Source organism: Kitasatospora sp. NPDC090308 (assembly GCF_044769485.1).
Taxonomy (GTDB): domain Bacteria; phylum Actinomycetota; class Actinomycetes; order Streptomycetales; family Streptomycetaceae; genus Kitasatospora; species Kitasatospora fiedleri.
On sequence record NZ_JBIVXY010000007.1, the window covers coordinates 64,522 to 90,378 of the forward strand.

The 25,857-nt window shown below is 76.6% G+C and carries 24 protein-coding genes; 13 read left to right on the plus strand and 11 right to left on the minus strand.

The genetic code is table 11. The features are described 5' to 3' along the window. Window positions 1–41: 41 nt before the first annotated feature. The 3 genes from ACIQVD_RS18180 to ACIQVD_RS18190 are packed head-to-tail and all read left to right on the plus strand — an operon-like array spanning window position 42 to window position 2,727. Window positions 42–773, plus strand: coding sequence for a hypothetical protein (locus ACIQVD_RS18180; protein WP_402290196.1), 732 nt, complete (start codon window positions 42–44; stop codon window positions 771–773). Next, window positions 770–1,699 carry a DUF6895 family protein gene (locus ACIQVD_RS18185; RefSeq protein ID WP_400681444.1) on the plus strand — a complete coding sequence of 310 codons (930 nt, stop codon included), beginning with the start codon at window positions 770–772 and terminating at the stop codon, window positions 1,697–1,699. Before ACIQVD_RS18180 ends, ACIQVD_RS18185 begins: the two co-directional genes overlap by 4 nt. Further along, window positions 1,696–2,727 carry a serine hydrolase domain-containing protein gene (locus ACIQVD_RS18190; RefSeq protein WP_402290198.1) on the plus strand — a complete coding sequence of 344 codons (1,032 nt, stop codon included), beginning with the start codon at window positions 1,696–1,698 and terminating at the stop codon, window positions 2,725–2,727. The genes ACIQVD_RS18185 and ACIQVD_RS18190 overlap by 4 nt, the downstream gene beginning before the upstream one ends. Window positions 2,728–2,851: 124 nt before the next feature. Here ACIQVD_RS18190 and ACIQVD_RS18195 read toward each other — a convergent pair whose 3' ends face one another. Next, window positions 2,852–3,709, minus strand: a complete 858-nt coding sequence (locus tag ACIQVD_RS18195) for a helix-turn-helix transcriptional regulator (protein ID WP_402290201.1) — start codon at window positions 3,707–3,709, stop codon at window positions 2,852–2,854. 102 nt (window positions 3,710–3,811) lie between these two features. Between ACIQVD_RS18195 and ACIQVD_RS18200 the strand changes: the two genes are divergently transcribed. The 5 genes from ACIQVD_RS18200 to ACIQVD_RS18220 all read left to right on the plus strand — a co-directional run bounded on the left by ACIQVD_RS18200 (window position 3,812) and on the right by ACIQVD_RS18220 (window position 9,629). Next, on the plus strand, window positions 3,812–4,585 hold the full coding sequence (locus tag ACIQVD_RS18200) for an SDR family oxidoreductase (protein ID WP_400681437.1): 774 nt from the start codon (window positions 3,812–3,814) through the stop codon (window positions 4,583–4,585). A gap of 353 nt (window positions 4,586–4,938) precedes the next feature. Continuing rightward, window positions 4,939–6,048 carry a polyprenyl synthetase family protein gene (locus tag ACIQVD_RS18205; protein WP_402290204.1) on the plus strand — a complete coding sequence of 370 codons (1,110 nt, stop codon included), beginning with the start codon at window positions 4,939–4,941 and terminating at the stop codon, window positions 6,046–6,048. After that, on the plus strand, window positions 6,045–7,652 hold the full coding sequence (gene crtI, locus ACIQVD_RS18210; protein ID WP_402290207.1) for a phytoene desaturase family protein: 1,608 nt from the start codon (window positions 6,045–6,047) through the stop codon (window positions 7,650–7,652). The genes ACIQVD_RS18205 and crtI overlap by 4 nt, the downstream gene beginning before the upstream one ends. Continuing rightward, window positions 7,639–8,637 carry a phytoene/squalene synthase family protein gene (locus ACIQVD_RS18215; protein ID WP_402290210.1) on the plus strand — a complete coding sequence of 333 codons (999 nt, stop codon included), beginning with the start codon at window positions 7,639–7,641 and terminating at the stop codon, window positions 8,635–8,637. The genes crtI and ACIQVD_RS18215 overlap by 14 nt, the downstream gene beginning before the upstream one ends. Beyond that, window positions 8,634–9,629, plus strand: a complete 996-nt coding sequence (locus tag ACIQVD_RS18220) for a DUF5914 domain-containing protein (RefSeq protein WP_402290212.1) — start codon at window positions 8,634–8,636, stop codon at window positions 9,627–9,629. The genes ACIQVD_RS18215 and ACIQVD_RS18220 overlap by 4 nt, the downstream gene beginning before the upstream one ends. A gap of 57 nt (window positions 9,630–9,686) precedes the next feature. Here the strand turns inward: ACIQVD_RS18220 and ACIQVD_RS18225 are convergent, their stop codons facing one another. The 4 genes from ACIQVD_RS18225 to ACIQVD_RS18240 form a co-directional block, all read right to left on the minus strand. Further along, window positions 9,687–11,192, minus strand: coding sequence for an FAD-dependent oxidoreductase (locus tag ACIQVD_RS18225; protein ID WP_402290646.1), 1,506 nt, complete (start codon window positions 11,190–11,192; stop codon window positions 9,687–9,689). A gap of 116 nt (window positions 11,193–11,308) precedes the next feature. Further along, entirely contained in the window at window positions 11,309–12,592 is a 1,284-nt protein-coding gene (locus ACIQVD_RS18230) for a lycopene cyclase family protein (protein ID WP_402290214.1), read from the minus strand. A 301-nt stretch (window positions 12,593–12,893) separates the two neighbouring features. Continuing rightward, the gene (locus ACIQVD_RS18235) at window positions 12,894–13,229 is read right to left on the minus strand and encodes a DUF1232 domain-containing protein (protein ID WP_402290217.1); all 336 of its coding nucleotides are present in this window, start codon (window positions 13,227–13,229) and stop codon (window positions 12,894–12,896) included. 99 nt (window positions 13,230–13,328) lie between these two features. Further along, a complete protein-coding gene (locus ACIQVD_RS18240) occupies window positions 13,329–14,192 on the minus strand; it encodes a helix-turn-helix domain-containing protein (protein WP_402290219.1) in 864 nt (287 codons plus the stop codon). 171 nt (window positions 14,193–14,363) lie between these two features. On the opposite strand from ACIQVD_RS18240, the gene ACIQVD_RS18245 reads away from it, so the two are divergent. Continuing rightward, the gene (locus ACIQVD_RS18245; RefSeq protein ID WP_402290222.1) at window positions 14,364–15,023 is read left to right on the plus strand and encodes a hypothetical protein; all 660 of its coding nucleotides are present in this window, start codon (window positions 14,364–14,366) and stop codon (window positions 15,021–15,023) included. Continuing rightward, window positions 15,017–15,637: an RICIN domain-containing protein gene (locus tag ACIQVD_RS18250; RefSeq protein ID WP_402290224.1), complete on the plus strand. Its 621-nt coding sequence runs from the start codon at window positions 15,017–15,019 to the stop codon at window positions 15,635–15,637. Before ACIQVD_RS18245 ends, ACIQVD_RS18250 begins: the two co-directional genes overlap by 7 nt. Window positions 15,638–15,715: 78 nt before the next feature. Here ACIQVD_RS18250 and ACIQVD_RS18255 read toward each other — a convergent pair whose 3' ends face one another. From ACIQVD_RS18255 to ACIQVD_RS18265, 3 genes are all read right to left on the minus strand, one after another. After that, complete coding sequence (locus ACIQVD_RS18255; RefSeq protein ID WP_400681412.1) at window positions 15,716–16,111, minus strand: DUF2267 domain-containing protein; 396 nt, start codon at window positions 16,109–16,111, stop codon at window positions 15,716–15,718. Window positions 16,112–16,220: 109 nt separating this feature from the next. Further along, window positions 16,221–16,625: a DUF2267 domain-containing protein gene (locus tag ACIQVD_RS18260; RefSeq protein ID WP_100834363.1), complete on the minus strand. Its 405-nt coding sequence runs from the start codon at window positions 16,623–16,625 to the stop codon at window positions 16,221–16,223. Between the two features lie 317 nt (window positions 16,626–16,942). Continuing rightward, on the minus strand, window positions 16,943–17,377 hold the full coding sequence (locus ACIQVD_RS18265) for an Hsp20/alpha crystallin family protein (protein WP_100834365.1): 435 nt from the start codon (window positions 17,375–17,377) through the stop codon (window positions 16,943–16,945). Between the two features lie 110 nt (window positions 17,378–17,487). Here ACIQVD_RS18265 and ACIQVD_RS18270 point away from each other — a divergent pair, with 110 nt between their 5' ends. Continuing rightward, entirely contained in the window at window positions 17,488–18,192 is a 705-nt protein-coding gene (locus ACIQVD_RS18270) for a hypothetical protein (RefSeq protein ID WP_402290228.1), read from the plus strand. Window positions 18,193–18,301: 109 nt separating this feature from the next. On the opposite strand, the gene ACIQVD_RS18275 is transcribed toward ACIQVD_RS18270, so the two are convergent. The 3 genes from ACIQVD_RS18275 to ACIQVD_RS18285 form a co-directional block, all read right to left on the minus strand. Next, on the minus strand, window positions 18,302–18,877 hold the full coding sequence (locus ACIQVD_RS18275; protein WP_402290230.1) for a hypothetical protein: 576 nt from the start codon (window positions 18,875–18,877) through the stop codon (window positions 18,302–18,304). Between the two features lie 521 nt (window positions 18,878–19,398). Further along, window positions 19,399–21,141, minus strand: coding sequence for a hypothetical protein (locus ACIQVD_RS18280; protein ID WP_402290232.1), 1,743 nt, complete (start codon window positions 21,139–21,141; stop codon window positions 19,399–19,401). A 204-nt stretch (window positions 21,142–21,345) separates the two neighbouring features. Continuing rightward, entirely contained in the window at window positions 21,346–22,236 is an 891-nt protein-coding gene (locus ACIQVD_RS18285; protein WP_400681401.1) for a helix-turn-helix transcriptional regulator, read from the minus strand. A 102-nt stretch (window positions 22,237–22,338) separates the two neighbouring features. On the opposite strand from ACIQVD_RS18285, the gene ACIQVD_RS18290 reads away from it, so the two are divergent. Together ACIQVD_RS18290 and ACIQVD_RS18295 are read left to right on the plus strand one after the other, a co-directional pair. Next, window positions 22,339–23,862: an MFS transporter gene (locus ACIQVD_RS18290; protein ID WP_402290235.1), complete on the plus strand. Its 1,524-nt coding sequence runs from the start codon at window positions 22,339–22,341 to the stop codon at window positions 23,860–23,862. A gap of 1,040 nt (window positions 23,863–24,902) precedes the next feature. Then, entirely contained in the window at window positions 24,903–25,796 is an 894-nt protein-coding gene (locus ACIQVD_RS18295; RefSeq protein ID WP_402290237.1) for an oxygenase MpaB family protein, read from the plus strand. Window positions 25,797–25,857 lie beyond the last annotated feature (61 nt).

Genomic DNA, 25,857 nt, shown 5'->3' on the forward strand with positions numbered 1-25,857 from the left:
ATCCGCTGCGCGGCCGCCGCGTACCAGGAGGGACTTCGCAGATGCCGTTCGCCGAGACACCACTGCGCGACGAGTACGCCGCCGCCGTCGAACAGCTGGCGCGCCGTACTCTCGACGCCCTCCGGGACGGCGCTCCCGTGGCCGCGCTCCCGGAGCCGCCGGACCCGGAGGCGACCGACTCCCGTCCGCTGCTGGCCGCGGTCCGGGTCCTCGGGGCCGACCTGTTCGCCCCGCAGCTGCTGGCCGGGGCCGGGCCCGACGGGCCCACCGCCGCGCTGCTGGCCCGGGCCCGGCGGACGTTCCCGGCCCCGGCCGCCCCGTCCCCGGAGGCGGCCCGGGTGGTCGAGTGGCAGGACTGGGCCGTCGGACGGTTCCTCGCCCGCACCCCGTACGGGGAGGCCGCACCGGAGCCGCCCGTGCTCCCCGGACCGGAGGAGGCCGGCTGGCAGGTCTGGTCGGTGCGGATGTCCCAGCTGTCCGGGCTGGCGCTGCCCGGGCTCGACGGGCCGGTGCACGCGCACGCCCGCGTGCACTCCCTGGACCTCGCCCGCGGCACCGTCCGCTCCCTGCTGCGCCACGACCTCACCACCGCCGCCCGGCTCGTCCGCTGGCTCGCCTGGACCGGCGCCGAGGGCCTGCCGCCGCGCCTGGAGGTCGAACCCGTCCTGGACCGGATCCGGCTGGCCGGCGACGGCAGCGCCCGCACCGGGCTGGGCCTCGCCGTCGCCCGCCGCCTGCTCGACGGCCCCGCCGACGGGAGGCGGGCGGCATGACCGACACCCGCGTCCTCGCCACCGCGCAGCGGCTCGGCTCCCGCGCGCTGTCCTGGCTGCACTCCGCGCACCGGGACGGCCTCGGGCGGATCCCGGACAGCACCCTGATCGACTTCGCCGATCCCGACAACGCCTACAAACCGCTCGGCGAGGTCGCCCTCGCCGCCTCCCTCGTCCTGCGCGACGGCGTCAGCGCGCCCGCCGACGCCCGCGCCGCGCGCGACCTGCTCGAAGGCTGCTGGGCGCAGCTGCGCGAGGGCGACCTGCTGTACGAGCGCCAGCTGCACCACTTCACCATGACCGACCCGCTGGAGACCTACGGCCACTTCGCCCGGGCCGGCTACCGGCACCCGGCGCTGGAGGAGCTGCTCGACTCGCTCAGCCGGCTGCGGGCCGCGCACGCCGAGGAGATCCGGGCCAACCGGCGCCTGGGCGTCGCCAATGCCCGGCGGGTCGTCGGGCTCGACCATCGGCCGGACTGGGAGGCGCTCGCCCTGGGCACCTGGCTCGGCGCCGGGCCGGAGCCCTGGGCCGTGAACTGGATGACCGGGTACGACATCACCCACACCGTCTTCCACCTCACCGACTGGGGCGCCCGCCCGGAGGGCCTCCCCCGGCCGATGCACGACTACGTCCGGGACTGGCTCCCCGTCTGGCTCGACGTCTGGGTGGAGGTCGGGCAGTGGGACCTCGTCGCGGAGCTGCTGGTGGTCGACGCCTGCATCGGCGAGCCGGCCACCGGGCGGCAGGGCTGGGACGCGCTGGCCGCCGCCCAGCACGAGGACGGGCTGCTGCCCCGCGACACCGACCCGGTGGACGAGGACCGCGAGCGGGCGTTCCTGGACCACCAGCACACCGCCGTCGTCGCGGTGGTGGCCGGCGACGTCACGCTGGCCCGGGCGCTGCGGGCGACGGCGGCCGTGTGAGCGGGGTGGACGCCGCGGTCGCGGCGGCGGTGCGGGCGGCCGTGTCGTCGTCCGCGACCGCCGTCACGGTGGCGGTGGTGCGCGGCGACCGGGAGGAGGTGCGGTGCTTCGGGCGGGCCGGGCGGGGGCGGGCGGGCCCGTGCACCCCGGACACCGTCTTCGAACTCGGCTCCGTCAGCAAGACGTTCACCGCGCTGCTGCTCGCCGCGATGGCCGCGCGCGGGGAGCTCGCCCTGCACGAGGCGGTGGACCGCCTGCTGCCCGCCCACTGGCCCGCGGTGGCCGTCCGCTCCCGCGAGCCGGTCCGGCTGCTGCACCTGGCCACCCACACCGCGGGCCTGCCCCGGCTGCCCCCGGGGCTGCTCGCGGCGGCCCTGCCCGCGTGGCGCAGCAACCCGTACGCGTCCTTCGGCGAGGAGGAGCTGCGGGCGGCGCTGGCCAGGACCACCGTGCGCGTCGGGCCGGGCAGCCGGTACCGGTACTCCAACTACGGGGTCGGGCTGCTCGGCCGGGCGATGGCGGAGCGCGCCGGGCTGCCGTACGGCGAACTGCTCGCCGACCGGGTCCTGTCGCCGCTGGGTCTCGGCGCCACGACGTGCGATCCGGACGCGGCCGGACGCGCGGTCGGGTACCGGCGCGGACGCGCGCTGCCGCCCTGGCGGATCCCGGGCCTGCCGGGGGCGGGCGCGGTGCGGGCGAGCGGCGCCGACCTGCTGCGCTACCTGCGGGCCCACCTCGACGCCCGCCCCGCCGCCCGCCCCGACGCGCTGGCGTCCGCCCTGGCGGACGTCCAGCGGCCGCGGCTGCGGCTGCCGGCCTCCGGCGACGAGCTGTGCCTGGTGTGGAACCGCCGCCGCTCCGGCGGGCGGGACCTGTACTTCCACTCCGGCGGCACCCGGGGTTTCACGGCCTTCGTCGGCTTCTCCCCGCAGGGGCGGGCCGCGGTGGCGGCGCTGGCCAACGCCGGGCCCACCCTGAACGGGCGGTTCGTCCAGGCGGGCTACGAGGTGCTGCGGGCCGCCTCGTAGCCCGCCCGGACGGTGCCCGGCGGGGCCGGGCGGCCCGGGCGGTTTCGCGCGGGTCGGGGCGAGCGTGCGGCGCGGGCGGCCGGTCGGACGGCCTACCGGCGGGGGGCCGCCCGTGACCCGGCCCTCATCGGCGGTCCGGTGCCAGTGCGGCGAAGCGGTTGGGTCCCAGGACGGCGAGCAGGCGGAGCTTCTCCTCGCTCTCGCTGCGGGGTGCGGCGGTGAGCACGAGCAGCACCTGGGACTGGTCCTCGGTGAACAGGGCCTGGCAGTCGACCTCGATCGGTCCGACTTCGGGGTGGACGAGCGTCTTGTGGTCCTCGAAGCGCCGGGCGACCTCGTGGCGCGCCCACAGGTCGGCGAACTCCTCGCTGGCCCGGCTCAGGGCCCGGACCAGCTCGCCCGCGGTGGATCGCGGGCCGCGGACGCCGTAGGCGGCGCGCAGACTCGCGACCTGGGCGCGGCTCTGCCGGTCCCGGTCCTGCTCGGGGTAGAGGAGCCGGGCGGAGGGGTCGGTGAACCAGCGGTAGATCGCGCTGCGGGCCGGGCCGGTCAGGTGCGAGGCGTCGCCGAACAGGGCCGCGGCCGGGCCGTTCTGCACCAGTGTCTCGCCCAGGTCGCTGAGGACCAGCGCCGGTGTGTCGGCGAGGCGGTCGAGCACGCGCAGCAGCGCGGGGGCGACGTGGGGCGAGGCCGACAGGGCGGCCGGGGCGTTGTGCCCGGCGATCCGGTACAGGTAGTCGCGTTCGTCCCTGGTCAGCCGCAGGGCGCGGGCGAGCGCGGACAGGATGTGCGCGCTGGGCTGGGGGGCGCGCCGCTGCTCCAGCCTGGTGTAGTAGTCGGTCGACATCACGGCGAGCGAGGCGACCTCCTCCCGGCGCAGCCCGGGGGCCCGGCGACGGGCGCCCAGGGGCAGGCCGACGTCCTCGGGGCGCAGTGCCTCGCGGCGGCGGCGCAGGAAGTCGGCGAGTGCGGCGCGGTCCATGGATCCGATTGTCGTCCCGTCGCCGCCGCTCAGCCAGGGACCGGTGATCCCCCGATGAGGCGTCCCTGCCACCGGCCTCGGCGGCGGACGATAGTCGGAGGCATGAACATCTCCGGAAACACCGTCTTCATCCCGGGCTCCACCAGCGGCATCGGGCTGTCGCTCGCACTGGCGCTGCGCGACCGGGGCAACACCGTCATCGTGGGCGGCCGGCGCGCCGAGCTGCTGGAGCGCATCGCGGCCGAGCACCCCGGTGTCGACACCGTGCTCGTGGACGCCGCCGACCCGGCGAGCATCGACGCGGCGGCGAAGGAGGTCCTCGCCCGCCACCCCGACCTGAACGTCCTGGTGCCGATGGCCGGGGTGATGAGCGCCGAGGACTGGCACGGTCCCGCGTCGTTCCTGGCCACCGCCGAGTCCACGGTCACCACGAACCTGCTCGGCACGATCCGGCTGATCGCGGCGTTCGTCGAACACCTCCAGCAGCAGCCGGACGCCACGATCATGACCGTCTCGTCCGGTCTGGCGTTCGCTCCCCTGAAGGCCACCCCGACGTACAACGCGACGAAGGCCGCCGTCCACATGCTCAGCGAGTCCGTCCGGCTGCAGCTCGCCGACACCTCCGTCAAGGTCGTGGAGCTGGTGCCCCCGGCCGTCCGCACCGCCCTCATGCCCGGGCACGAGGACAACGAGGCGGCCATGCCGTTGGAGGAGTTCACCGCGGAGGTGATCGGGCTGATCGAGGCCCGGCCCGACGCGAAGGAGATCCAGGTGGAGCGCGTGAAGTTCCTGCGCTACGGGGAGGCCCGCGGCGACTACGACCGGGTCGTCGCCGCGCTCAACCCCGCCGGGGACCGGGCGGACGGAGGGGAGTAGCCCCGGCGGCCGGGACGGCGCCGGGCACGGGAGGGGCCGCTCGCGGGGTGAATCGTCCGCCGGGAGCGACTGGGCGGGCCGGTCCGGGGATAGACGAAGAGAGCCTCCTGCGCCGTCGGCGCGCGGCGCCCGCGCGGCGCCCCGCCCGGGTGTGCGCAGCGTTATCCGACGGGAAAGCGAGCTCGATGTCCTCCGTATCGCTGTCGGCATCCACGGGGAGCGCGGCCGCCCCGTCCGAGCGGGGCGGTCGCTCCGGCGCGGTCCATCCGCTGGGCGGACGGGGGCGCTCCCCCGGCGGGCCGGGGCTGCCGGTCGCGGCCCGGGCCTCGCCGGCGGTGCGGGGCGCGGAGGGCGTGGACGGTGACGTGTCGGGCGCGGTCGGCCGGGCGCTCGACGAGTGGCTGGCGGGCCGGGTGGCGCGGGCGGGCGCCCTCGACGGGACGTTCGCGGCCGACCTCGCCCACCGGGTGGCGGACTTCACCGGGCGCGGGGGCAAGCGGGTGCGGGCGCGGCTGCTGTGGTGGGCGATGCGCGCGTGCGGGGGGCCGGACGTGCCGGTCGGGGCCGCGCTGGCCACGGGGGCCGCGCTGGAGCTGCTGCAGACCTGCGCGCTCGTCCAGGACGACGTGATGGACGGGTCGGCGACGCGCCGCGGCCGTCGGGCCCTGCACGTGGACGTGGCCGCCCAGTACGCGCCGGGGGCGGGCGGGCGGGGGGCCGCGGACCTCGGTGCGGCCGCGGGCGTGCTGGCCGGGGACCTGGCGCTCGTCTGGGCCGACGACCTGGCCGCCGCCGCGCGCTCGGAGCTGCGGGAGCCCCGGCGGCAGCAGGTGCGGGAGGTCTGGTCGGACCTGCGGATGGAGATGGTCGCCGGCCAGTACCTCGACGTGCACGGCCAGGTGACCGGGTCGCGTTCGCCGGCCCGGGCGATCCGGGTCGCGGAGCTCAAGAGCGCGATGTACTCGGTGGAGCGGCCGGTCCACCTGGGGGCCGTGCTGGCCGGGGCCCGGCCCGAGCAGGTGGAGGCGCTGCGCCGTTCGGGCCGCTGCGCGGGCGTCGCCTTCCAGTTCAAGGACGACCTGGACGGGGTCTTCGGGGATCCGGCGCGGACCGGCAAGCCCTGCGGCGACGACGTCCGGGCCGGCAAGCCCACCTACCTGTTCGCGGTGGCGCGGGCCCGGGCGGTCGCCCGGCGCGACCGCGCCTCCTCGGAGGTGCTGGCCCGGTGCCTGGGCGACCCGGAGCTGGACGAGGCCGCGTTGGACCGGGTCCGGGAGGCGCTGGTGGCCACCGGGGCGCGGGCCGCCGTCCAGTCCCGCATCGAGCGGCTCTCCGAGCGCAGCACGGAGTACCTGGAGCGGGCCCGTCCGCTGGCTCCCGGTGCCGAGCGGCTGGCCGCCCTGCTGCGGGCGACCGCCGGGCTGCCGCCCGTCGGCGCGGGCGGCGCGGGGGGTGCGCGGTGAGCCGCGCCGTGCCGTCGGCCGATCACGTCGTCGTGGTCGGGGCGGGCCTGGCCGGGCTGTCCGCCGCCTGCCACCTGGTCGGCGCGGGGCGGCGGGTGACCGTCGTCGAACGGGACGGGGAGCCCGGCGGGCGGGCCGGGCGGATCCGGCGCGGCGGGTACCTGTTCGACACCGGGCCGACCGTGCTGACCATGCCCGAGCTCGCCGACGAGGCGTTCGCGGCGGTGGGCACCTCGCTGCGCGAGCACGTCGACCTGCTGCCGCTGCACCCCGCCTACCGGGCCCGGTTCGCGGACGGCAGCGCGCTGGACGTGCACACCGACGCGCAGGCGATGGAGGCCGAGGTGGCGCGGTTCGCGGGCGCGCGGGAGGCGGCGGGCTACCGGGAGCTGCGCCACTGGCTCACCCGGCTCTACCGGGCGCAGATGCGGCGCTTCATCGACACCAACTTCGACTCGCCGTGGCAGCTGCTCAACCCCGACCTGGCGCGGCTGGCCGCCCTGGGCGGGTTCGGCCGGCTCGCCCCGCGGATCGGGCGCCACCTGCGCGACGAGCGGCTGCGACGGGTCTTCTCGTTCCAGTCCCTGTACGCGGGGGTGGCGCCGGCCCGGGCGCTGGCCGCCTACGCGGTGATCGCCTACATGGACACCGTGGCCGGGGTGTGGTTCCCGCGCGGGGGCATGCACGCGCTGCCCCGGGCGATGGCCGGCGCCGCCGCCGCGGCGGGTGCCGGGTTCCGGTACGGGAGCACCGTCACCGGGCTGGAGCGCCGGGGCGGCCGGGTCACGGCCGTGGTCACGGACCGCGGGCGGATCGCCTGCGACGCGGTCGTGCTGACCCCCGACCTGCCGGTGGCGTACCGGCTGTTGGGGCGGGCTCCGCGGCGGGCGCTGCCGCTGCGGTTCTCGCCCTCGGCGGTCGTGCTGCACCTGGGCACCGACCGGACCTGGCCCGAGCTGGCCCACCACACCCTGTCCTTCGGCCACGCCTGGGAGCGGACCTTCGACGAACTGACCCGCACCGGCAGCCTGATGACGGACCCCTCGCTGCTGATCACCCGGCCGACCGGCACCGACCCGTCGCTGGCCCCGGCCGGCCGGCACACCCACTACGTGCTGGCGCCGGTGCCCAACACCGCCGTCGGCCCGGGTGCCGCGGCCTGGGGCGACCTCGCGCCGGGCTACCGCCGGCACCTGCTCGACACCCTGGAGCGGCGCGGGCTGACCGGGCTCGGCGCGTCCGTCGAGGAGGAGTGCCTGGTGACCCCGGCCGACTGGACCGCCCGGGGGCACGCGGCGGGCACCCCGTTCTCGGCGGCCCACACCTTCGCGCAGACCGGCCCGTTCCGGCCGCGCAACCTGGTGCGGGGCCTGGAGAACGTGGTGCTCGCCGGTTGCGGCACCACGCCCGGGGTCGGCGTGCCGACCGTCCTGATCAGCGGGAAGCTCGCCGCCGCCCGGATCACCGGCCCGGCCCGCCCCGGCCCGGCGCGCCGCCGCCCGCCCGCGGCGTCCGCCGCGCCGCCCGGACCCGAGGCGGCGCCGGTCCCGTCCTCGACCTCGACCTCGTCCCCGACGGCAGGAGCCCCGCATGACGGCCCGTGAACTGGACGCGGCGGGGATCACGGCCCCCGCCCTGCGGGCGGCGTACACCGTCTGCCGCGAGCTCAACGCCCGGCACGGCCGCACCTACTTCCTGGCCACCCGGCTGCTGCCGCCGGAGCGCCGGTGCGCGGTCCACGCGCTGTACGGCTTCGCCCGCTGGGCCGACGACATCGTCGACGGGCTGGACCGGCGCGAGACGCCCGCCGAGCGCGACCGGCTGCTGGGCGCGCTGGAGCGGGACCTGGCCGGGGGCCTGCGGCGCGGCGACGCGGCGGAGCCGGTGGTGCGGGCGGTCGCGGACACCGCCGAGCGGTACGGGATCGACCCGGCGCTGTTCACGGACTTCATGGCCTCGATGCGCGCCGACCTCACCGTCACGGACTACCCGACCTACCGGGACCTGTACGGCTACATGCACGGCTCGGCGGCGGTGATCGGCCTGCAGATGCTGCCCGTCCTCGGCACCGTGACGGGCCGCGCCGAGGCCGAGCCGCACGCGGCGGCGCTGGGGGTGGCGTTCCAGCTGACCAACTTCCTGCGCGACGTGGGCGAGGACCTGGACCGCGGCCGGGTGTACCTGCCGGCCGACCTGCTGGCGGCCCACGGGGTGGACCGGCCGCTGCTGGAGTGGAGCCGCCGCACCGGCCGGGACGACGCCCGCATCCGGGCCGCGCTGACGGCGGGCGCCGCGCTGGCCCGCGGGGTCTACCGGGACGCCGAGCCGGGCATCGCGATGCTGGAGCCCCGGGTGCGGCCCTGCATCCGGACGGCCTTCCTGCTCTACGGCGGCATCCTGGACGCGATCGCCGAGGACGGCTACGCCGTGCTGCACCGGCGTTCGGTGGTGCCGCTGCGCCGGCGGGCGGCCGTCGCCGCGTCGGGGCTGACCCGGATCCTGGCCGCCAGGGTGCGGGCTCCGGGGCGCTCCGGCCCGCCGCCGGGCCCGGCGCGCCGCCGTCCGGCGGCCCGGGGGCGGGTCCGGTGAGCGCCCCGTCCCGCTGGACGCCCCCGCTGCGGCTGCGCCGGGGTCCGGGCTGGGCGCGGCAGGAGCCGTCGTGGCGGGCGGCGCGGCCCGCGCTGATCGCCGCCGCGCTCGAACGGGCGGCGGCCCGGCCCGCCGGGAACTGGTTCGTCGTCGGCCGCGCCGGGATCGCCGGCGGCGGACGGCCGTGCGGGCGACTGGTCGGCGGCGCGGAGGTGGTGCTGTGGCGGGACGCGGCGGGGGCGCTGCGGGCCGGGCCGGGGAGCTGCCCGCACCTGGGCGCGCCGCTGAAGGACAGCCGGGTGGTGTGCGGCACGCTGGTGTGCCACTGGCACGGCCTGGCCCTGAACGGCGGTCCGGTGGCGGGCTGGGAGCCCTACCCGGTGCACGAGGACGGGGTGCTGGCGTGGGTGCGGCTGGACGCCGTGGGCGGCGGGGAGCCCACCGGGCGGCCGGTGGCGGTGGCGCGGCCGGAGGCGCGGGGGGCGGTCACGGCGGTGTACACGGGGCTGGGCCGGTGCGAGCCCACGGACGTGGTGGCCAACCGTCTGGACCCGTGGCACGGCTCCTGGTTCCACCCGTACTCGTTCGTGGACCTCGCGGTGGTGGAGACGCCGGAGGGCGCCGGGGAGGACCGGTTCGTGGTCGACGTGTCCTTCCGGGTGGCCGGGCGGCTGGTGGTGCCGGTGCGGGCGGTCTTCACCGCGCCCGGGCCGCGCACCGTCGTCATGCGGATCGTCGAGGGCGAGGGGGAGGGTTCGGTGGTGGAGACCCACGCCACCCCGCTGACCGGCCCCTCCTCCCCCGCGCCGCGCACCGCGGTGGTGGAGGCCGTCATCGCCTCCTCGGGGCGGCGCGGCTTCGCCGCGGCCCGGGCGCTGGCTCCGGCGCTGCGGCCGCTGATGCGCCGGGCCGCGGCCCGGCTGTGGCGCGACGACCTGGCCTACGCGGAGCGCCGCTGGGCGCTGCGCAGCACCGGCCGCTTTCCCGGCTGACGGGGGCGGGCGGCGCACCCGGGCGGGCGGCGGACGGGGCGGCGGCCCGCCGGGGGGTCAGCGGGCCGCCCGGCGGGCCAGGGCGCGCAGCAGGCGGGAGCGGCCGGCCCGGGGCACCGTCCACAGGGTCTGGCCGGCCACGCCCCAGCGGGCGAGCAGGGCGTTGGCGGCCTGGAAGCCGGTGGTGGCGGCGCGTTCCATCAGGGCGACGGGCAGGTCGGTGCGGACCAGGTCGCCGGCCAGGACGACGGCGGGGTGCGGGGTGGTGACGCCGGGGCGGCGCGGCCATCCGCCGACCGGGAACACCGGGCAGTCCCGGCGCCATTCGTGGCGGACGTCCACCGTGCGGGCGTCCCGGGTCTCCGGGTAGACCTCGTGCAGCCGGGCCGCCATCCGTTCCTGGACCTCCTTGGGTTCGGCGTCCTCGGGCACGGCGTAGGCGTGCAGCTCGACGACCGATCCGCCGGTGCGGGCGGACCAGCGGGCCGCCTCGCCCTCCCAGTGGTTCAGCACGCTGACGTTGTCCAGTCCGTCGTAGCCGCTGGTGCCGAGGAAGCCGGGCCGGTCGGCGGCGACCGGGCGGTCCAGCCAGAGCCGGGAGACCAGGAAGGGCGGCGCGGTGCGCAGCGCGGCGACGTCGGCGCGCCAGGCCGGGTCGCCCAGCTGCTCGGAGGCCGCGACCAGGCGGCGCAGGCCGGCGGCGTCCAGGGCGAGGACCACGGCCTGGTGGCGTTCGGCCCCCCGGTCCGGGGAGAGCACCTCGAGGTCGCCGCCGGGCAGCGGCCGGACGCCCTCGACGGCGGACCCGGTGCGCAGGTCGACGCCGCGGGCGCCCAGGTAGGCGGCCAGCGGCTCCCACAGGGCCTGCGGGTAGGGCTCGGTGGGGACGTCGAACAGCAGCCCTTCGGAGGAGCCGAGGAAGTAGATGTGGAACATCAGCAGCAGTTCGGCGGCGGACAGCTCGCGCGGGTCGGTGAAGAAGCTGCGGGAGAACACCTCGAAGGCCAGGTGGTGGGCGGCTTCGGGGAAGTTGATCCGGCGCAGGAAGTCGTGCGCGCTGGTGGCGTCGTGGCGCTCGAAGACCTCCGGGAGGCGGACGTCCAACAGTGGCAGGGCCGCCCGGGCGTCCAGGGCGGCGAGGTCGCGCAGGCCGAAGGTGGGGCTGCGGGCGACGAAGCCGGCGGCGCTGAGCGGCGGGGTGCGCGGCACCCGGGCGAAGCTGTCGGCCGTTCCGGAGCGGTGGCGCAGCGGGTAGTCGGGCAGGCCGGTCAGCCGGGTGAGGCCGGGGTCGGTGCGCCGCAGCAGACCGCGCAGGTTGTAGTACTGGCGGAAGAAGGCGTGGAAGCCGCGGCTCATGGTCGCGGTCGAGCCGTCGGCGAGCCGGGTGGTCCACCCGGCGACCCGCCCGCCCAGCACGGGCTCCCGTTCGTGCAGCACCACCTCGATGCCGCGTTCGGCGAGCGCGGTCGCGGCGGCCAGCCCGGCGATCCCGCCGCCCACGACGGCCACCCTGGGCGGCCGGGACCCGGGGAAGCGGGCGTGGCCCGGGGCGGCCCGCACCACCTCGGCCCGTCGGTCCCGGCCGCGCCGGGCGGCGGGCGGGCGGTGCGCGGCGTGCTGGTTGTGCTGGTGCGGGTGCTGGTCGTGCTGGTGCGGGTGCTGGTCGTGCTGGTGCGCTGTCAACGGTCGTCCTCACGGGGGTCCGGGGCGGTTTCGGGGCGGGTGCCGGGCGGGGTCCGGCGCGGCAGCAGGGGCAGTTCGGCGGCCGAGCGCAGCATGGGGCCGACGGGGCAGCGCAGGCCGATGCGCAGCTCCTCGGCGGGTGTGCTGCCGCCGTCCAGGAAGCGCAGCACCTGCTCGGCGGGGGTGCGGCGGAACAGATCGGTGAAGAACCGGGGCCCGTCGACGCGGCCGGTGTCCAGGGCGCGCAGCAGGACGGCGTCCATGGCCAGGGCCCGCCGTCCGTGGGGGGCGGGCGCCGGCGCGGGGCGGCCCGGCGCCGCCGGACGGCCGAGGGCGGCGGCGATGGCGCGGCTCTGCCGCTGGACGGCGGCGAAGGCGTACCCCGTGGCGGGGCGGGTGGCGCCGCCGGCCGTGCCGATCCGCACGTGCGCGGGGCCGACCCGGCGGGGGAAGCGGCCGTCGGTCATCGGGATGACGCCCTGCTCGACCTCCTCGACGGTGAACTCGTCCAGGCCGAGGACCTGCCGGGCGTAGCCGTGCAGGGCGCGCTCGTACCCGGGGACGGTCAGCGGGTGCCGGGAGAACTCGGTGTACTCCACCAGGGCGCGGTCGGGGGCCAGCGGCAGCACGTAGCCGAAGCCGAGGCCGTGGGCGGGCTGCGGGACCCGGAAGTCCATCAGGTGCGCCGTGCCGGGGTCGAAGCTCGGGCGGGCGGTGCGCACGAACCAGCCGCGGAAGTGCTGGAGCAGGGTGGTGCGGGCCGGGGGGAGCCGGGTGGGCGGGCGGGAGTCGAAGACGTACCCGGCGTCGAGGGTGAGCGGCCGGCCCGCCGCGTCCTCGGCGCGCACCCGGGCGCCGGGGCGCCCGTCCGGCCGGGCCCGCACCTGGTGCACCGTGGCCCGCAGGACCCTGGCCCGGGGGTGGGCGGCGAGGCGGGCGTGCACCAGTTCCTCGAAGGCGGTGGAGCGCAGCATCCGGTAGCGCAGCGGGGCGGGCGCCGCCTCGACGGTGCTCCCGTCCGGGCCGGTGATCCGCAGCCGGGACCACTGCGCGAGGACGGCCTCGTCGTACTCCCCCGGGCCGTCGTCCCAGAAGCACCAGGTCCGCGGCGCCGGGCGCAGCGGGCCCTCCGGCGCCTCGAGGACGGTCACGTCGAACCGCGGGCCGTCGGGGCGGCCCGCCAGGTCCTGCCTGACCAGCCAGTGGGCCAGGCTGAGTCCGGCGGCTCCGCCGCCGATGACGGCCAGCCGGAGCGGCTCGGCCTCCGCGGCTCTTCTCAACTCGCCCCTGCCTTCCGGGTCTGGGCGGGACCGCGGGCCGTGCGCGCGGTCCCGGACGGTCCCGCGCGGTGGGCGGCCCGGGGGCCGCCGGGTGGGTGCCGCCGCGCGGCGGCCCGCGGGTACCGGCCGCCTCCGCCGCCGGCCGGCGCGTCGCGGGAAGGCCGTGCCCAACCTTGGCACCCGCGCCGGGAGTCGGCCGCGTCATCCGCCGGTACACGCCGACGGGTCGGCCGTCCGGCGGACCCGTCCGCGGCCGGGCGGGCCTCGGTGCGGTGCCCCGCTCCCCGGCCGCGGCCGGCGGTCACGGCCGGCGGTCGCGGCGGCCCGCGCGGCGGGCGGTGCGGTGGACGGCCCCCTGGACGGCCCCCTTGGGGACGGCCTTGCCGAGCGAGCGCAGGGCCAGCAGCAGGACCCCGAGGTCGTCGAGCAGGATCGGGTCGGGCAGCAGGTCCACCGGGGAGACCAGGTAGACGATCGCTCCCCAGAACAGCACCTTCTTCGACATCGGGATGCCGGTGTCGGCCAACAGCCGCTTGGTGCGCACCAGTTTGACCACCAGCACGACCGCCGCGACCAGCGTCGCCGCCACCAGCGCCGTGCCGGCGACCCACAGCAGCGTGCTCGTCCCCTCGTCCATCCGTCCACCTCTTCCAGCGTTCCTGCCCGTCCGGTCGGAACACGTCTGCCCCGCTTCGGGCCGAGCGTTCCTCCCCGCCGGGCACGCGTCGAGGAGACGTCAGGAGGTTGACGGGGCGTCGGGAAGGCGCCGGGAGGGCGTCCGGCCGGCCGCCGACAGGCCGCGCAGGGCGGCCGAGGTGTCCCGGTCCGCGGCCGTGTAGGCGATGACCACTTCGTGGGGGTCGCCCGTCGTGCGGAAGGTGTCCCAGGACAGGCGCAGCTGGACTCCGGACGGGCCGTTGATCCGGGTGCTGCCGCGGGTGAGGTCGACGACGACCTGCTCCGACCACAGCCGCCGGAAGCAGTCGTCGGCGTCGCCGAGTTCGCGGATCTGCCGCGCCAGGGCCCGGTCCCGGGGCCGGGCTCCCCACTCGGTCCGCAGGTAGGCGACTGTTTCGCGCGCCTTCAACTCCCAGTCGGCGTACACCGTGCGCGCCTGCGGGTGGGTGAAGACCAGCCAGCCGATGGTGCGGCGGCCCGGGGGGACCAGCGCGAAGTCGGTGAAGACCGCGGCGGCCAGGTGGTTCCACGCCAGCACGGCGCCGTCCCGGCCGACCACGTACGCGGGGGCGTCGGTGAGGGAGTCGAGCAGGTGCTGGACGCTGTCGCGCACGCCTGCGCCCGCGGGCTCCTCGGGCGGGTGCGGGGACGGCCGGGCGAGGCTGTAGAGGTAGCCGCGCTCGCCCGGCGTCAGGCGCAGGGCGTCGGCGACGGCGTGCAGGACCGCGTCCGAGACCCGCCACGCCTGGCCGCGTTCCAGCCGGATGTAGTGGTCCACGCTCACGTGCGCGAGCAGCGCGACCTCCTCCCGGCGCAGGCCGCTGACCCGGCGGTGGCCGTCGTCGGGGAGTCCGACGTCCTGGAGCCGCAGCCGGGCGCGCCGGGAGAGGAGGAAGTCCCGGATGGCGTTGGTGGTTTCCACGCCCGCATTCTGCGAGGTGATCGCGGTCCGCGACAGACCGCAACCGGCCACTGTGCGCCCGGCGGCATCCGGCCGGGCCGGATGCCAGGGCAGGGCTTGCACTCCCCGGCCCGGGTGCCGCGCGGTGATCCTGGCCCTCCGAACGCGTCATCACAGTCGAGGGAGTCCTTCGTGTCGATCACCGCTGTCAGGAGGCGTGGCGTCCTGCCCGCCGCGCTGCTCCTCTGTGCCGGGCTCACCGCGGCGGGGGTGGTCGGCGCGGAGCGGGCGCACGCCGACCCCGCCCCGCCGCCACCGCCCACCACGAGCTGCGATCCGGCCACCGACTCGTCCTACTACAGCGTCACCGCCGTGGTCACCCCGGTGGTGACCGACTTCCTGGCGGTGAACGTCGGCGACGGCACCACCGGCCAGCGCACCGAGACACTCAGCCAGGTCAGCACGGTGAGCACCACGGTCGACAAGAGCGTCGAGATCTCCGCCTCGGCGGGCCCGGTGTTCGTCAAGGTCGAGGCGAAGGTCGGCTTCTCGGTCTCCAACACGACGTCGTCGACCAGCACCAGCACGGTCAGCACCACCTGGAACTTCGCCAAGGCCGGCTACTACGGCCTCTACCGCGGCACCCGCCGGGTGGACGGCACGTACGCGAAGTACGTCTGTGCCCAGACCGGGCCCGCCACCGGGGTCTGGATCAACGCGCAGCGGGGCGGCTACGGCACCTACACCACGTACGAGACCCCCGAGATCGGCACCGTCACCCGCAACTGCGCGGCGCCGGAACCGGCCGGCACCGTGCGCCGCGCCGCGCAGGACCGGCTCGGCACGTGCTGACCCCGACCACCCGCTCCGAGGAGACCACCGTGACCGACTCCCCGCGGCGGACGCCGCGTTCCACCTCCCGGACGGTCCGGGTGCTGTGCGCCGCCGCCGTCGCCGCGGCGGCGCTGGTCGCCGCCCCGTCCTCCGCGTCCGCCTCCTCCGACCCCACCCGGGACGGCTGGGCCTGCGCCCCCGGCTACTACCGGATCAACACCTCCGGCGGCATGGTCTTCGACCTCTCCCAGGGGCCCGACAGCAAGGGCGCGATAGTGCAGTACCAGTACCAGGGCCTCGCCAACCAGCAGTGGCGCGTGTGCCACTGGGGAGCGGACACCACGTCCACCACGCCCTACATCTTCAAGAACCGGATGAACGGCCGCTGCATCACCATCTGGGACAAGTCGACCAGCGACGGCTCCTGGTTCATCGAGGGCGACTGCAACGGCTGGATCTACGACGACCAGAAGTTCTGGCTCGACTACCTGCCGGGCACCTCCACCTTCGCCCTGCAGGTGCTCTCCTCCTCCTCGTGGGTGTCCGTCGACCAGGGCCTGTACAGCGTCTCGCGCGCCCGCCTCGTCCAGTACGCCGACCACGCGGGGGTGTTCTCCCTCTCACCCGCCTGACCGGTCGGCCCCGTCTCCACCTGCTCCGTCTCCACCTGCTCCGCAGCCACGGTCGCGGCCCGGGACGGCTCCGCCGTTTCAGGCCGCGGCCAGGTCCGCGCGGCCGAACAGCAGGGCGTAGCCGCGGGGCAGGTGGGCAAGGAGGCGGTCGGTGAGGGGGGCGTCGGTGAGGGTGGTGAGGGCGGCCAGGACGGAGGAGGCGTCCCAGCGGGCGGTGGTGAGGCTGGTGCCCAGGGTGTGGGCGAGCGTTTCGACGAAGGCGGGGGCGGCGACGGGGCGGGGCAGCGGGATCTGGGCGGTGAGGACGGCGCGGGCCCGCTCGGGCAGGGCCGCGGCGAGGTCGCGGCGTTCGTCTCCGGTGAGCTGGGAGCCCAGGACGGACAGGACGGCGTCGAGGACGCGTTCGGCTTCCTCGTCGCTGGAGTAGCGGCCGAAGTCGCGGACCTGCTGGAGGAGGTGGCGGTAACGGGTCATGGCCGTGGGACCTTCCGGGGGCTGGCCGCCGACGGCGGCGGCGGTCGGGGTGGAGGGGCGGTCGGGGTGGGGCGTGGTCGGGGTGGGGCGTGGTCGGGGTGGGGCGTGGTCAGGGTCGTTCGCCTGCGGCCGGGCGGCCGAACAACAGGTCGTAGCCGGGCGGCAGTTGGAGCAGGATGCGCCCGGTGAGGTCCTCGCCGGCGGCGTCGGCCACCGTGGACAGGACGGCGCCGACGTCCCACAGGGCCGTGGCCTCGGTGGCGCCCTCGATCCAGGCGGCGGTCGCGCGGACGAAGCGGTCCGGGCCGAGCGGCTCGGCGGCGGGCAGCGGGTTGAGCAGGATCAGGGCCATCGTCTCCGGCAGGCGGGCGGCCAGTTCGGCGCGCACGTCGCCGACCAGGTGGGCGCCCAGCAGGGCCAGGACGACCCGGGCCGCGCGCTCCGCCTCCTGCGGGGTGCCGTACTCGCCGCGCTCCCGGACCTCGTCCAGGAACGCCTCCCATCGAAGAGTCATCGCGGTTCTCCCTCCGTCCAGAGGGCCGACGCGGCCGGTGCCCGGTCGGTCTCGGCTGCCGGGTACCGGGGCGGGCCCGTGAGTTTGAGCGGGCGGGCGGCGCGGCGCCGGGACCCGCCCACGGGCAGGCGGGCGACGCGCCGGTGGTTCACGGCGTTGCCCCGCTCCCCCGGCCGGCCCGCCGCCGGGCGGCCGGGGGTCGGAGGGCGTTCCGGCCGCCCCTTCGATCGCGGGGGGAGCGGGATCGGGGGCGGCTCGGAACGGCTTCGGGGAACGGTCTCCGGGAACGGCTTCCGGGAACTGCTTCCGGGAACGGGTCAGGCCCGGATCTGCTTGCGGTCGCCGGTGTGGCCGATGGCGATCTTGCGGGGCTTGGCCCGCTCGGCGACCGGGATCTTCAGGGTCAGTACGCCGGCGTCGTAGTCGGCGCTGATCCCGGCGGGGTCGAGGGTGTCGGAGAGCATGACCTGCCGGGAGAACACGCCGAGCGGGCGCTCGGACAGCTCCCACTTCACGCCCTCGCCCTCCTGGTGCGGGCGGCGCTCGGCCTTGACGGTCACCATGTTCCGCTCGACGTCGATGTCGATCGCCTGCGGGTCCACCCCCGGCAGGTCGAAGCAGATCACGTACTCGTCGCCGGTGCGGTACGCGTCCATCGGCATCGGGGTCGGCCGGGACCAGGTACCGGCCGTGTTGACGAACTGCTGGGTCAGGCGGTCCAGCTCGCGGAACGGGTCAGTGCGCAGCAGCATCGCGAAACACCTCCATGGATCGAATGGGTTGCCAGTGCGCTTCACCTGACACCTTTGTAGCGCGTCATCCATCCGATGACAAGTCGCCGTGTCACCGATAGAGTGACTGCATGAGTGAGAAGCCCCGCAGCGCCGCCCCGGACGGCCCCCGGCCGCCCGAGCCCGCCTCGTTCCTGGCCGCCGCGGCGGCCCTGGCCGCCATCGACGACGCCGTCCGCACCGCCCACGACCCCGCGTCCCGGACCCCGGCCGCCTCCACCGCCCCTGACGCGCAGCAGGGGCCCGAACCGGCCCTGGCCGCGCTGCTGCTGCTGCGCGAACTGCGCACCGAACTCGCCGGCTGGGAGGCCGGCCTGGTGGAGACCGCCCGGGAAGCCGGCGCCACCTGGGCCGACCTCGCCCACCCCATGGGCGTGGCCAGCCGCCAGGCCGCCGAGAACCGCTACCTGCGCCTCAAACCCCCCACCGGCCGCGGCGGCGGGACGCGGACCGCCACCGGCGCCGAACGCGTCAAGGCCGTCCGCGACCGCCGCGCCGCCGACCGCACGGTCACCGCCTGGGCCCGCGACCACGCCGCCGAACTGCGCGTCCTCGCCGCCCAACTCACCGCCACCCCCCTCCCCCGCGACGCCCACCCGGCCCAAGCCGCCCTCACCACCGCCCTCGGCACCACCGACCCCGCCGACCTCCTCCCGCCCCTCACCGCCATCCGCCCCCACCTCGACACCGACCGGAACGACCTCGCCACCCGCCTCGACACCCTCATCCACCACACCACCCGCCTCCGCGACGGCAGCGACCGCCGCCGCGCCTGACCGCGTCGCCGGGGAGGGTGGGTGGCAGTGGATGTTCACCGGAGACGACGCCACCCGGAGACGGGGGTCGTGGAAACCGACTCCGCCCGCGTCGGCGGGGAAGAGCGGATCAGCGGTCTTGACGGACCGGTTCTTCGCGGCCGCCGTCGATGCGGACGAGGATGACGCGGTGGGTGGCCTCGAGGAGTTCAACGACACGGAGGCGCAGTTCGGAACCCAGGGCTGGTGGGTCGTCGAGGCAGGTCACCCGGGTCCGTGTCCCGTCGAAGGTGACGGTGGACCAGCGGTGCGGCAGCGCTGTCGAAGTGACGGTGCCGATCACGTTCGTGCCGACGGGACAGCGCTCCTTGATCCGTTGCCACTGCTCTTCGGAATGCCCCCGGTGAGTGGCCTCGGGATTACGGAAGGAAGCCTCCAGCGGCCAGAGCCTGATCTGGAGGCGGCCCGAGCGGCGGACGTCGTGGCGCAGGATCTCGAACCCGGTGGTCGTCCCGGCCTGCGGCCACCGGTCGAGCCGACGTGGCAGATGCTCGCCGTCGACGAAGCCGACCGGGAGGCCGTCGAGTTCCACGAGGGCTCCGACCGCGGTGTCACCACGTGGCATGAGCGGGGCGCGGACCTCGCCCTGGACGTGCCTCCCGATCCGGAAGCGGTGGATGAGCCCGTCCAGGCCGCTGCCGCTCATGCGTTCACCCTCTCGTCGCGGTGCTCCCTGGGTCTGCGTGCCGGCCCGGGTAGGGGTGGCGACAGGAGCGCGGGGGCGAGAACCGGAGCACGTGGTGCCGAACGGCGCCCGCACCTACGGCTGGTGGGACCCGGCCCTGGTTGACGTGGGCGGGCGGTGGAGTGTCGGCGGGGTGGGCGCGTCCGGGGCCGGCTCGAGGAACGGGGAGCGGTCGACGGACAGGGGGCGCGGGTGTTCGCCTGCCGGGAGGGCGTGGTCGGCTGCGGGTTCGGAGAAGGCCAGCCCCAGGGGGCGGCGGTCGGGACTCATGGGCACAGTCTGCCCTACCGCCGCCGGACGGCCCGCGCCCGGCCGATCCGTTCGCGCGGTGGCGGGTGTGGAGGGGGCGGTGGGACAAGGGAGTTGGGGCGGTCGGGGGTCGGCTGGGCGGTGGTGGCGTCGCTGTCCGGGTTGCGGATCGCGGCCGCCGAGCAGGCGCGGGGGCCCGGCCGGGTTCGGTCGGGCCCCCGGGATGCGGTGGGTCAGCCGGTGGTGAAGTAGCCCGAGACGTCGGCGATCACGTCGGTGCTTCCGACGTGGTTGGCGAAGACCACGCCGTCGGCGGCGTTCGGGGTGACGGCGTTCGCGATCGTCTGGCCGGCGCTGAAGTTGAGGCTCGACGTGTCGGGGATCGGCCCGCCCGGGGTGGCGCCGTAGACGGCCAGGAAGCTGCTGTCCGTCGTGTTGGTCACGGTGACGTTCAGCGCCACGCCGGTGATCCCGTACGGGGGGACCCCGTTCTCCCAGCGTCCGACCGTCAGCGCGATGGCGCGGGGGCCGACCTTGCCCTGGATGCCGCCGGTGCCGTCGCGGGTGTCGAGGGCGCGGGCCGGTCCGGTGGGGACGAAGACGGCTCCGGAGGCGGAGAAGTAGCCGCTGACGTCGGCGACCAGGTCGACGGTGCCGGTGTGGTTGTAGAGGTCGATCCTGCCGTCCACCACGGGGACCACCACCTGGTTCGAAATGGTCTCGCGGGGGGTGAAGTTGAGGTTCGAGGCGGTGGGCCGGCCGGTGCCGTGCGGGTAGGCGGTGACGTGGCTCTCGTCGGTGGGGTTGGTGGCGGTGACGTTGAGGATCACCGCGGTGACGCCTTCCGCCGGGACACCGCCCCGGCCGGCCACCGCCAGGGTGAGCGTGCTGTCGGCGCCGAGCTTGGCCTTGGCGGCGCCGGTGCCCGCGCGGGTGTCCAGCAGCCGGGCCGGGGTGGCCAGGGCGGTGTACCGGGAGCCCGCGTCGCCCGGGGTGTAGTAGCCGCTGACGTCGGCGATCAGGTCGACGGTGCCGAGCTGGTTGTAGAGGTCGATCCTGCCGTCCACGACCGGGACGGTCACCTGGTTCGGGACGGTCTCGCCCGGGGTGAAGTTGAGGTTCGAGGCGGTGGGCCGGTTCCTGCCGTGCGGGTAGGCGGTGACGTGGCTCGCGTCGGTGGGGTTGGTGGCCGTGACGTTGAGGACGACGGCGCTGACTCCGGTGAGGGGCACCCCGCCCCGGCCGGCCACCGTCAGGGTGAGCGTGCCGTCGGGGCCTAGCTTGCCCTTGGCGGCCCCGATGCCCGCGCGGGTGTCCAGCAGCCGGGCCGGGCTCACCGGCACCAGGGTGCTGGGGGCGCCGAGGTCGACGCTCCCGCCGTTGCCGACGTAGTTGATCGAGATCGGCTTGGTGAGCTTCTCCGTGGTCCCGTCGGCGGTCAGGTCCAGCCGGCCCTGGAGCAGCACGGACTTCGCCGACGGGGCGCCCGAGATCTCCAGGTCCACCACTCCCAGGCCGTCCGGCGAGCCCGAGGTCCCGCCCGCCGGGAAGTCGTGGGCCGGCAGGTCCAGCGTCAGCGAGCCGTCGTCGTTCACCACCCAGGCGCGGCCGGCCCGCCGGTCGGTGGCAGTGGCGGTGGAGTAGAAGCTCCTGACCGACAGCCGCTGGGCGAGCTGCTGGGCGGAGTAGCCGGAGTCGGCGACGGACTGCGCCGACAGGGTCAGGGCCAGCTTCACGTTCTTCGCGCCTCGCTGGTCGGCCCCGAACTCGACCCGGCACAGCGCTCCGGCGTCCTCGCCGGCCTTCACCTGGAGCGGCTGCTTCTGCCAGTCGAACCACGTGTTGATGGGCTGGTCGCACTGCGCGTACGACAGGTAGATGTGCGGTTGGTCGGCGGCGGCCGACTGCAGCGGCAGCGCCCCCGCGACGACCAGGACACCGGTGCCGACGACCACGGCGCTTCGCAAACTCTTCATGTGTGCCCCCCCTGCGCTGCCCCGCGGGCAGCGGAAACTGCGACCGGCGTGATCGAATCCGCCCGGAGAAAGGCCGACGCGCGCGTCGGCGAACGGATCATATGCCTGCCATCCACCGTGGTCGAAGCGGGCACCACCACCCGTTGCGCGGACCGCCCCGACCTGCGAGGACGCCCGGCACCGGCGGGGCTCGGGGCGGGGTGCTCAGGCGCCGGTGGCCGCGTCGGCGGCGGAGTCGTCGCGGGAGGTCCAGGCCGGGGCGGCGCCGACCAGGGAGTCGAGGCGTTCCAGGCGCTGGGTGGTGGCGGCGTCGGTGGGGGTCATGACGACGATCCGGGCGTCCCGGGCCCGGTCCAGCCACAGGCTCTGGAACTGGACGTCGAGGGTGCCGACGCGCGGGGACTGGTAGCGGCGCAGCTGGGTGCGGTCGCCGACGACCTCGTACGACTCCCAGTGCCGCACGAAGTCCGGGGACTCCTGGCGCAGCCGGGTGATCAGGGCGTTCCAGCGGGGGTCGTCGCGGTGTTCGGGCTGGCGGGTGCGGAGCTTCGCGGTGATCTCGCGCAGGACGGTGTCCTCGTCGAGCAGGCTGTTGCGCCAGCTCGGTTCGGTGAACATCAGCCAGGCGCAGTTGCGTTCCTCGACCGGGTAGGCGTCCAGGTCGGCGAACAGGTAGCGGTAGGTGCGGTTGGCCGCGACCAGGTCGTAGCAGTCGGTCTGCACGGCGGCCGGGTACGGCAGCAGTTTGGCCAGCAGGGCGGTGTGCTCGGGGCGCAGGTCGATCGGCGGCCCCGGCCGGGCGGCCGGGCCGCGGCCCGCGAGCGCCATCAGGTGCCGGTGCTCGGCGGCGTCCAGGCGCAGGACGCGCGCGACCGCGTCCAGGACCTGGTCGGACGCGTTCTTGGCCCGGCCCTGTTCGAGCCAGGTGTACCAGGTGACCCCGACGCCGGCGAGCTGCGCGACCTCCTCGCGCCGCAGGCCCGGCGTGCGGCGGCGGCCGGCCGCGGGCAGGCCCACGTCGCCGGGGGTGAGGCGGGCGCGGCGGGCGCGCAGGAAGGCGCCGAGGGCGCTGCGGTCGGGCGTCGAGGTGGTCACCGCCCCAGTGTCGCGGCTCGCGGCGGGCGGATCCAGGTGGTGCCGGTACCCGTATGACCAGGCTCCTGGTACCAGGATCGGACGGGGCGCAGGGTCGTGGTCATGACCGCACAGACCGTTCCCCTCACCCGTCCCGTGGTGCCGCGTCCGGCGCGCGCCCTCACCGGCGGCGGCCTCGCCGTCCTGCTGCTCGCCTACCTGCCCGTGAACATGACGTTCGGGTCGGTCAACCTGCTCGAACCCGCGATCACCGCGGACCTCGGGGTGAGCGTGTCGGGCGGGCAGCTCGTGCTGTCCGCGTACACCACCGCGTTCGCCGCGACCCTCGTCGTCGCGGGGCGCCTGGGCGACCGGTTCGGGCGGCGCCGGCTGCTCGCGGCCGGGGTCGGCGCGTTCGGCGCGGCCTCGGTGCTGGCCGCGCTCGCGCCGAACCTGGCCGTCCTGGTGGTGCTGCGCGCCGTGCTGGGCGCCGCCGCCGGACTGTTCACCCCGCAGGTGCTGTCCACCATCCAGTCCACGGCGCCCGGGCGGCTGCGGGCGCTGGGCGTCACGCTGTTCGCCGCCGTCAGCGGCATCGCCACCGTCACCGGCCAGCTGCTGGCGGGCGCGGTGGCGCAGGCGGCCGGCGAGCACTGGGGCTGGCGGCTGGTCCAGGTGCTCACCGGGGCGCTGGGCGCGGCGGCGCTGCTCGCCCTGCGCACCGTGCCCGAGTCGCGCTCGACGGCCCCGCTGGCGCTCGACCTGCGCGGGGCCGCGCTGCTCGGCACCGGCCTGCTCCTCGTCGTGGTGCCGCTGACCCTCGGCACCTCCGCGGGCGGCCCGGCCCCGGTGTCCGTGATGCTGGCCGCGGGCGCCGCGGTGCTCGCCGTCTTCGCCCGCTCGCAGCGCGCCGCCGAGCGCCGCGGCGAGCTGCCCGTCGTGCCGCCGAGCGTGCTGCGCACCCCGGCCGTGCGCCGGGGCCTGGTCATGACGCTGCTGTTCTTCACCGGTTACGGGGCCTTCCTGTACGAGTTCTCGGCGCTCGCCCAGAGCGCGTTCGGCGTGGACGCCTGGGGCACCGTCCTGCTGCTGCTCGGCTTCGGCGCGGCGTTCGTCGTCACCGCCCTCGTCCTGCCGGCCGTGGAACGCCGCACCGGGCGCTGGACGATGACCGGCGCGGCCGTCGGGCAGGCGGCCGTGCTGCTGGGACTCGCCCTCACCGTGGACGGCACCCGCGGCGGGGCCCCGGCGGCCCTGCAGCCGCTGCTGATCCTGCTCGGCGTCACCCAGGCCCTGATGTACGGTCCGGTCCTGCGCACGGTCCTGTCGCGCACCCCCACCTGGGCGGCGGGCGTCGCCGGCGGGCTCTTCACCACGCTGCAGCAACTCGGCCTCGGCCTGGGCGTGGCCCTCCTGGGCGGGCTCTTCCACGCCGTGGCCACCGCGACGGCGGGCGGCGGCGGTACGAGCGGCGGTGCCGATGGCGGGCTGTCGCGCGGCTTCGCCGTCGCCGTGACCGTGCAGGCCGTGCTGGCCCTGGCGTTCGCCTTCCTGGCCGCCCGGATCGCCCGGTCCGGGGAGGGGGACGGGGACGGGGACGAGGCGGAGGTGGACGCGGGCGAAGCGGATGGTGTGGTCGGTTCCTGACGGGGGTCTCCCCCACCGGGTCAGGAGCCGTCGCCGACCGGGGTGGTCGGCCTGCTGACCGGCCGGGCCGGCGGAGCTCGTTGCGTGGCTACCATCGCGGGCCGGGGTCCAGCGGCAACCAGGCGGGCCGCCCCGGGCCCGGCCGCGAAGACCGCGCCGACCGACCGGGACGGCGAGCCAGCGACGGCAACGACCATGGTGGCGGACGGTGCGGTCGGTTCCTGACGGGGGGTCTCCCCCACCGAGGCGGGAGCCGTCGCCGACCGGGGTGGTCGGCCTGCTGACCGGCCAGGCCGGTGGAACCGTTCCACGGCTGCCGCCAGGGCCGGGGTCCAGCGGCAACCAGGCGGACCGCCCCGGGCCCGGTTGCGAAGACCGTGTCGGGCAACCGGGGCGGCAAACGGCGCAACGGCCGTGGCGGCGGACAGGACGGACCTCAGCGGTAACCGGCCCCCGCGCGACAGGACCCGGGCTCGGCCCGAACCGGCCGTCACCCGGGCAGGAGTCCGCCACGGCGGCTCGCTGGCACGGCGGGGGCCCGCTGCTCGGGCCTGGGCCCGGTGGCCGACGGCTACCGCGCCCGCTGGTCTCGTGTCGCTCCGGCGGGGGCGTGGACGTGGCGCCGGGGCGGTTCCACACCGGGGCCCGGTCCCAGGCGTCCTGGACAGGACCGATCAGCAGGCGGACAGGCGGGCGGGTGCGCCGCTTGGTGCCGAGGCCCGGGCCCGAGCGTCCGGGACGAGACCGGTCGACGGGGACGTGAACGTCGTACCGGGGCAGTTCCACGCCAAGGCCCGCACCCCCGCGCCCCGAACAGGACCGATCAGCAGGCGGACAGGCGGGCAGGCGCGCCGCTTGGCACCGAGGCCCGGGCCCGAGCGTCCGGGACGAGGCCGGTCGACGGGGACGTGAACGTCGTACCGGGGCAGTTCCACGCCAAGGCCCGCACCCCCGCGCCCCGGGCAGGACCGATCAGCAGGCGGACAGGCGGGCGGGCGCGCCGCTTGGTGCCGTCCGGGTCAGCGCCTACCGTGGAGGGCATGGACGCGGAGCGCGGCGGGGTGTCGTCGGGCGGGGTGCAGGAGCGGCTCGGGCTGCGGGAGCGGTTGGGGGCGGCGCTGTTCGCGAGGGTGGCCGGGCCGGACGGGCCGGCGGTGCGGCAGCGGATCCACGGGACTCCGGGGGCGCGCTGGTTCGCTCCGGACCGGCCGATCCGGACGGTGCACGGTGACGCCTCGATGTTCGTCGGCGGGTTGGCCGCGCTGCTGGTCCAGTCGCTGCACCCGTCGGCCATGGCGGCGGTCGCCGCGCACTCGGGCTACCGCAGCGACCCGTGGGGGCGGCTCCAGCGCACCAGTACCTTCCTCGCCGTCACCACCTTCGGCACCGTGGACGACGCCCGGGCCGCGGTGGACCGGGTCCGCGCCGTGCACGCCCGCGTCCGTGGCACCACGGCCGCCGGGCTCCCCTACCGCGCCGACGACCCGCACCTGCTGGCCTGGGTGCACGCGGCGGAGACCGACAGTTTCCTGCGGGCCCACCAGGCTTACGGGGCAAGGCCGTTGGACGCCGCGGGCTGCGACGCCTACGTGGCGGACACGGCCGAGGTGGCCGCCGCCCTCGGGGTGCAGGACCCGCCCCGCGACCGCGCGGCCCTCGCCGCCGTCCTGCGCTCCTACCGGCCGGAGTTGGCCAGGACGGCCGAGGCCCGGGCCGCCGCCCGCTTCCTGCTGTTGCGCCCGCCGCTCCCGCTGGCCGTGCGTCCCGCCTACGGTGCGCTGGCCGCGGCCGCCACGGGCCTGCCCGCCCCGGAACACCGCGCCCTGCTGGGCCTGCCGTCCGATCCCCTCAGCGCCGCGGCGGTCCGGCCGCTGGGCCTGGCCGTGGTGCGGGCGATCCGCTGGGCGATGCCCGTGCCCCGCGAACAGGTCTGAGGCGGCGCGACGGCGCAGCGGTTCCGGCCCGGGTTTTGCGCTCGGGCGCCGTCGGGTGGAC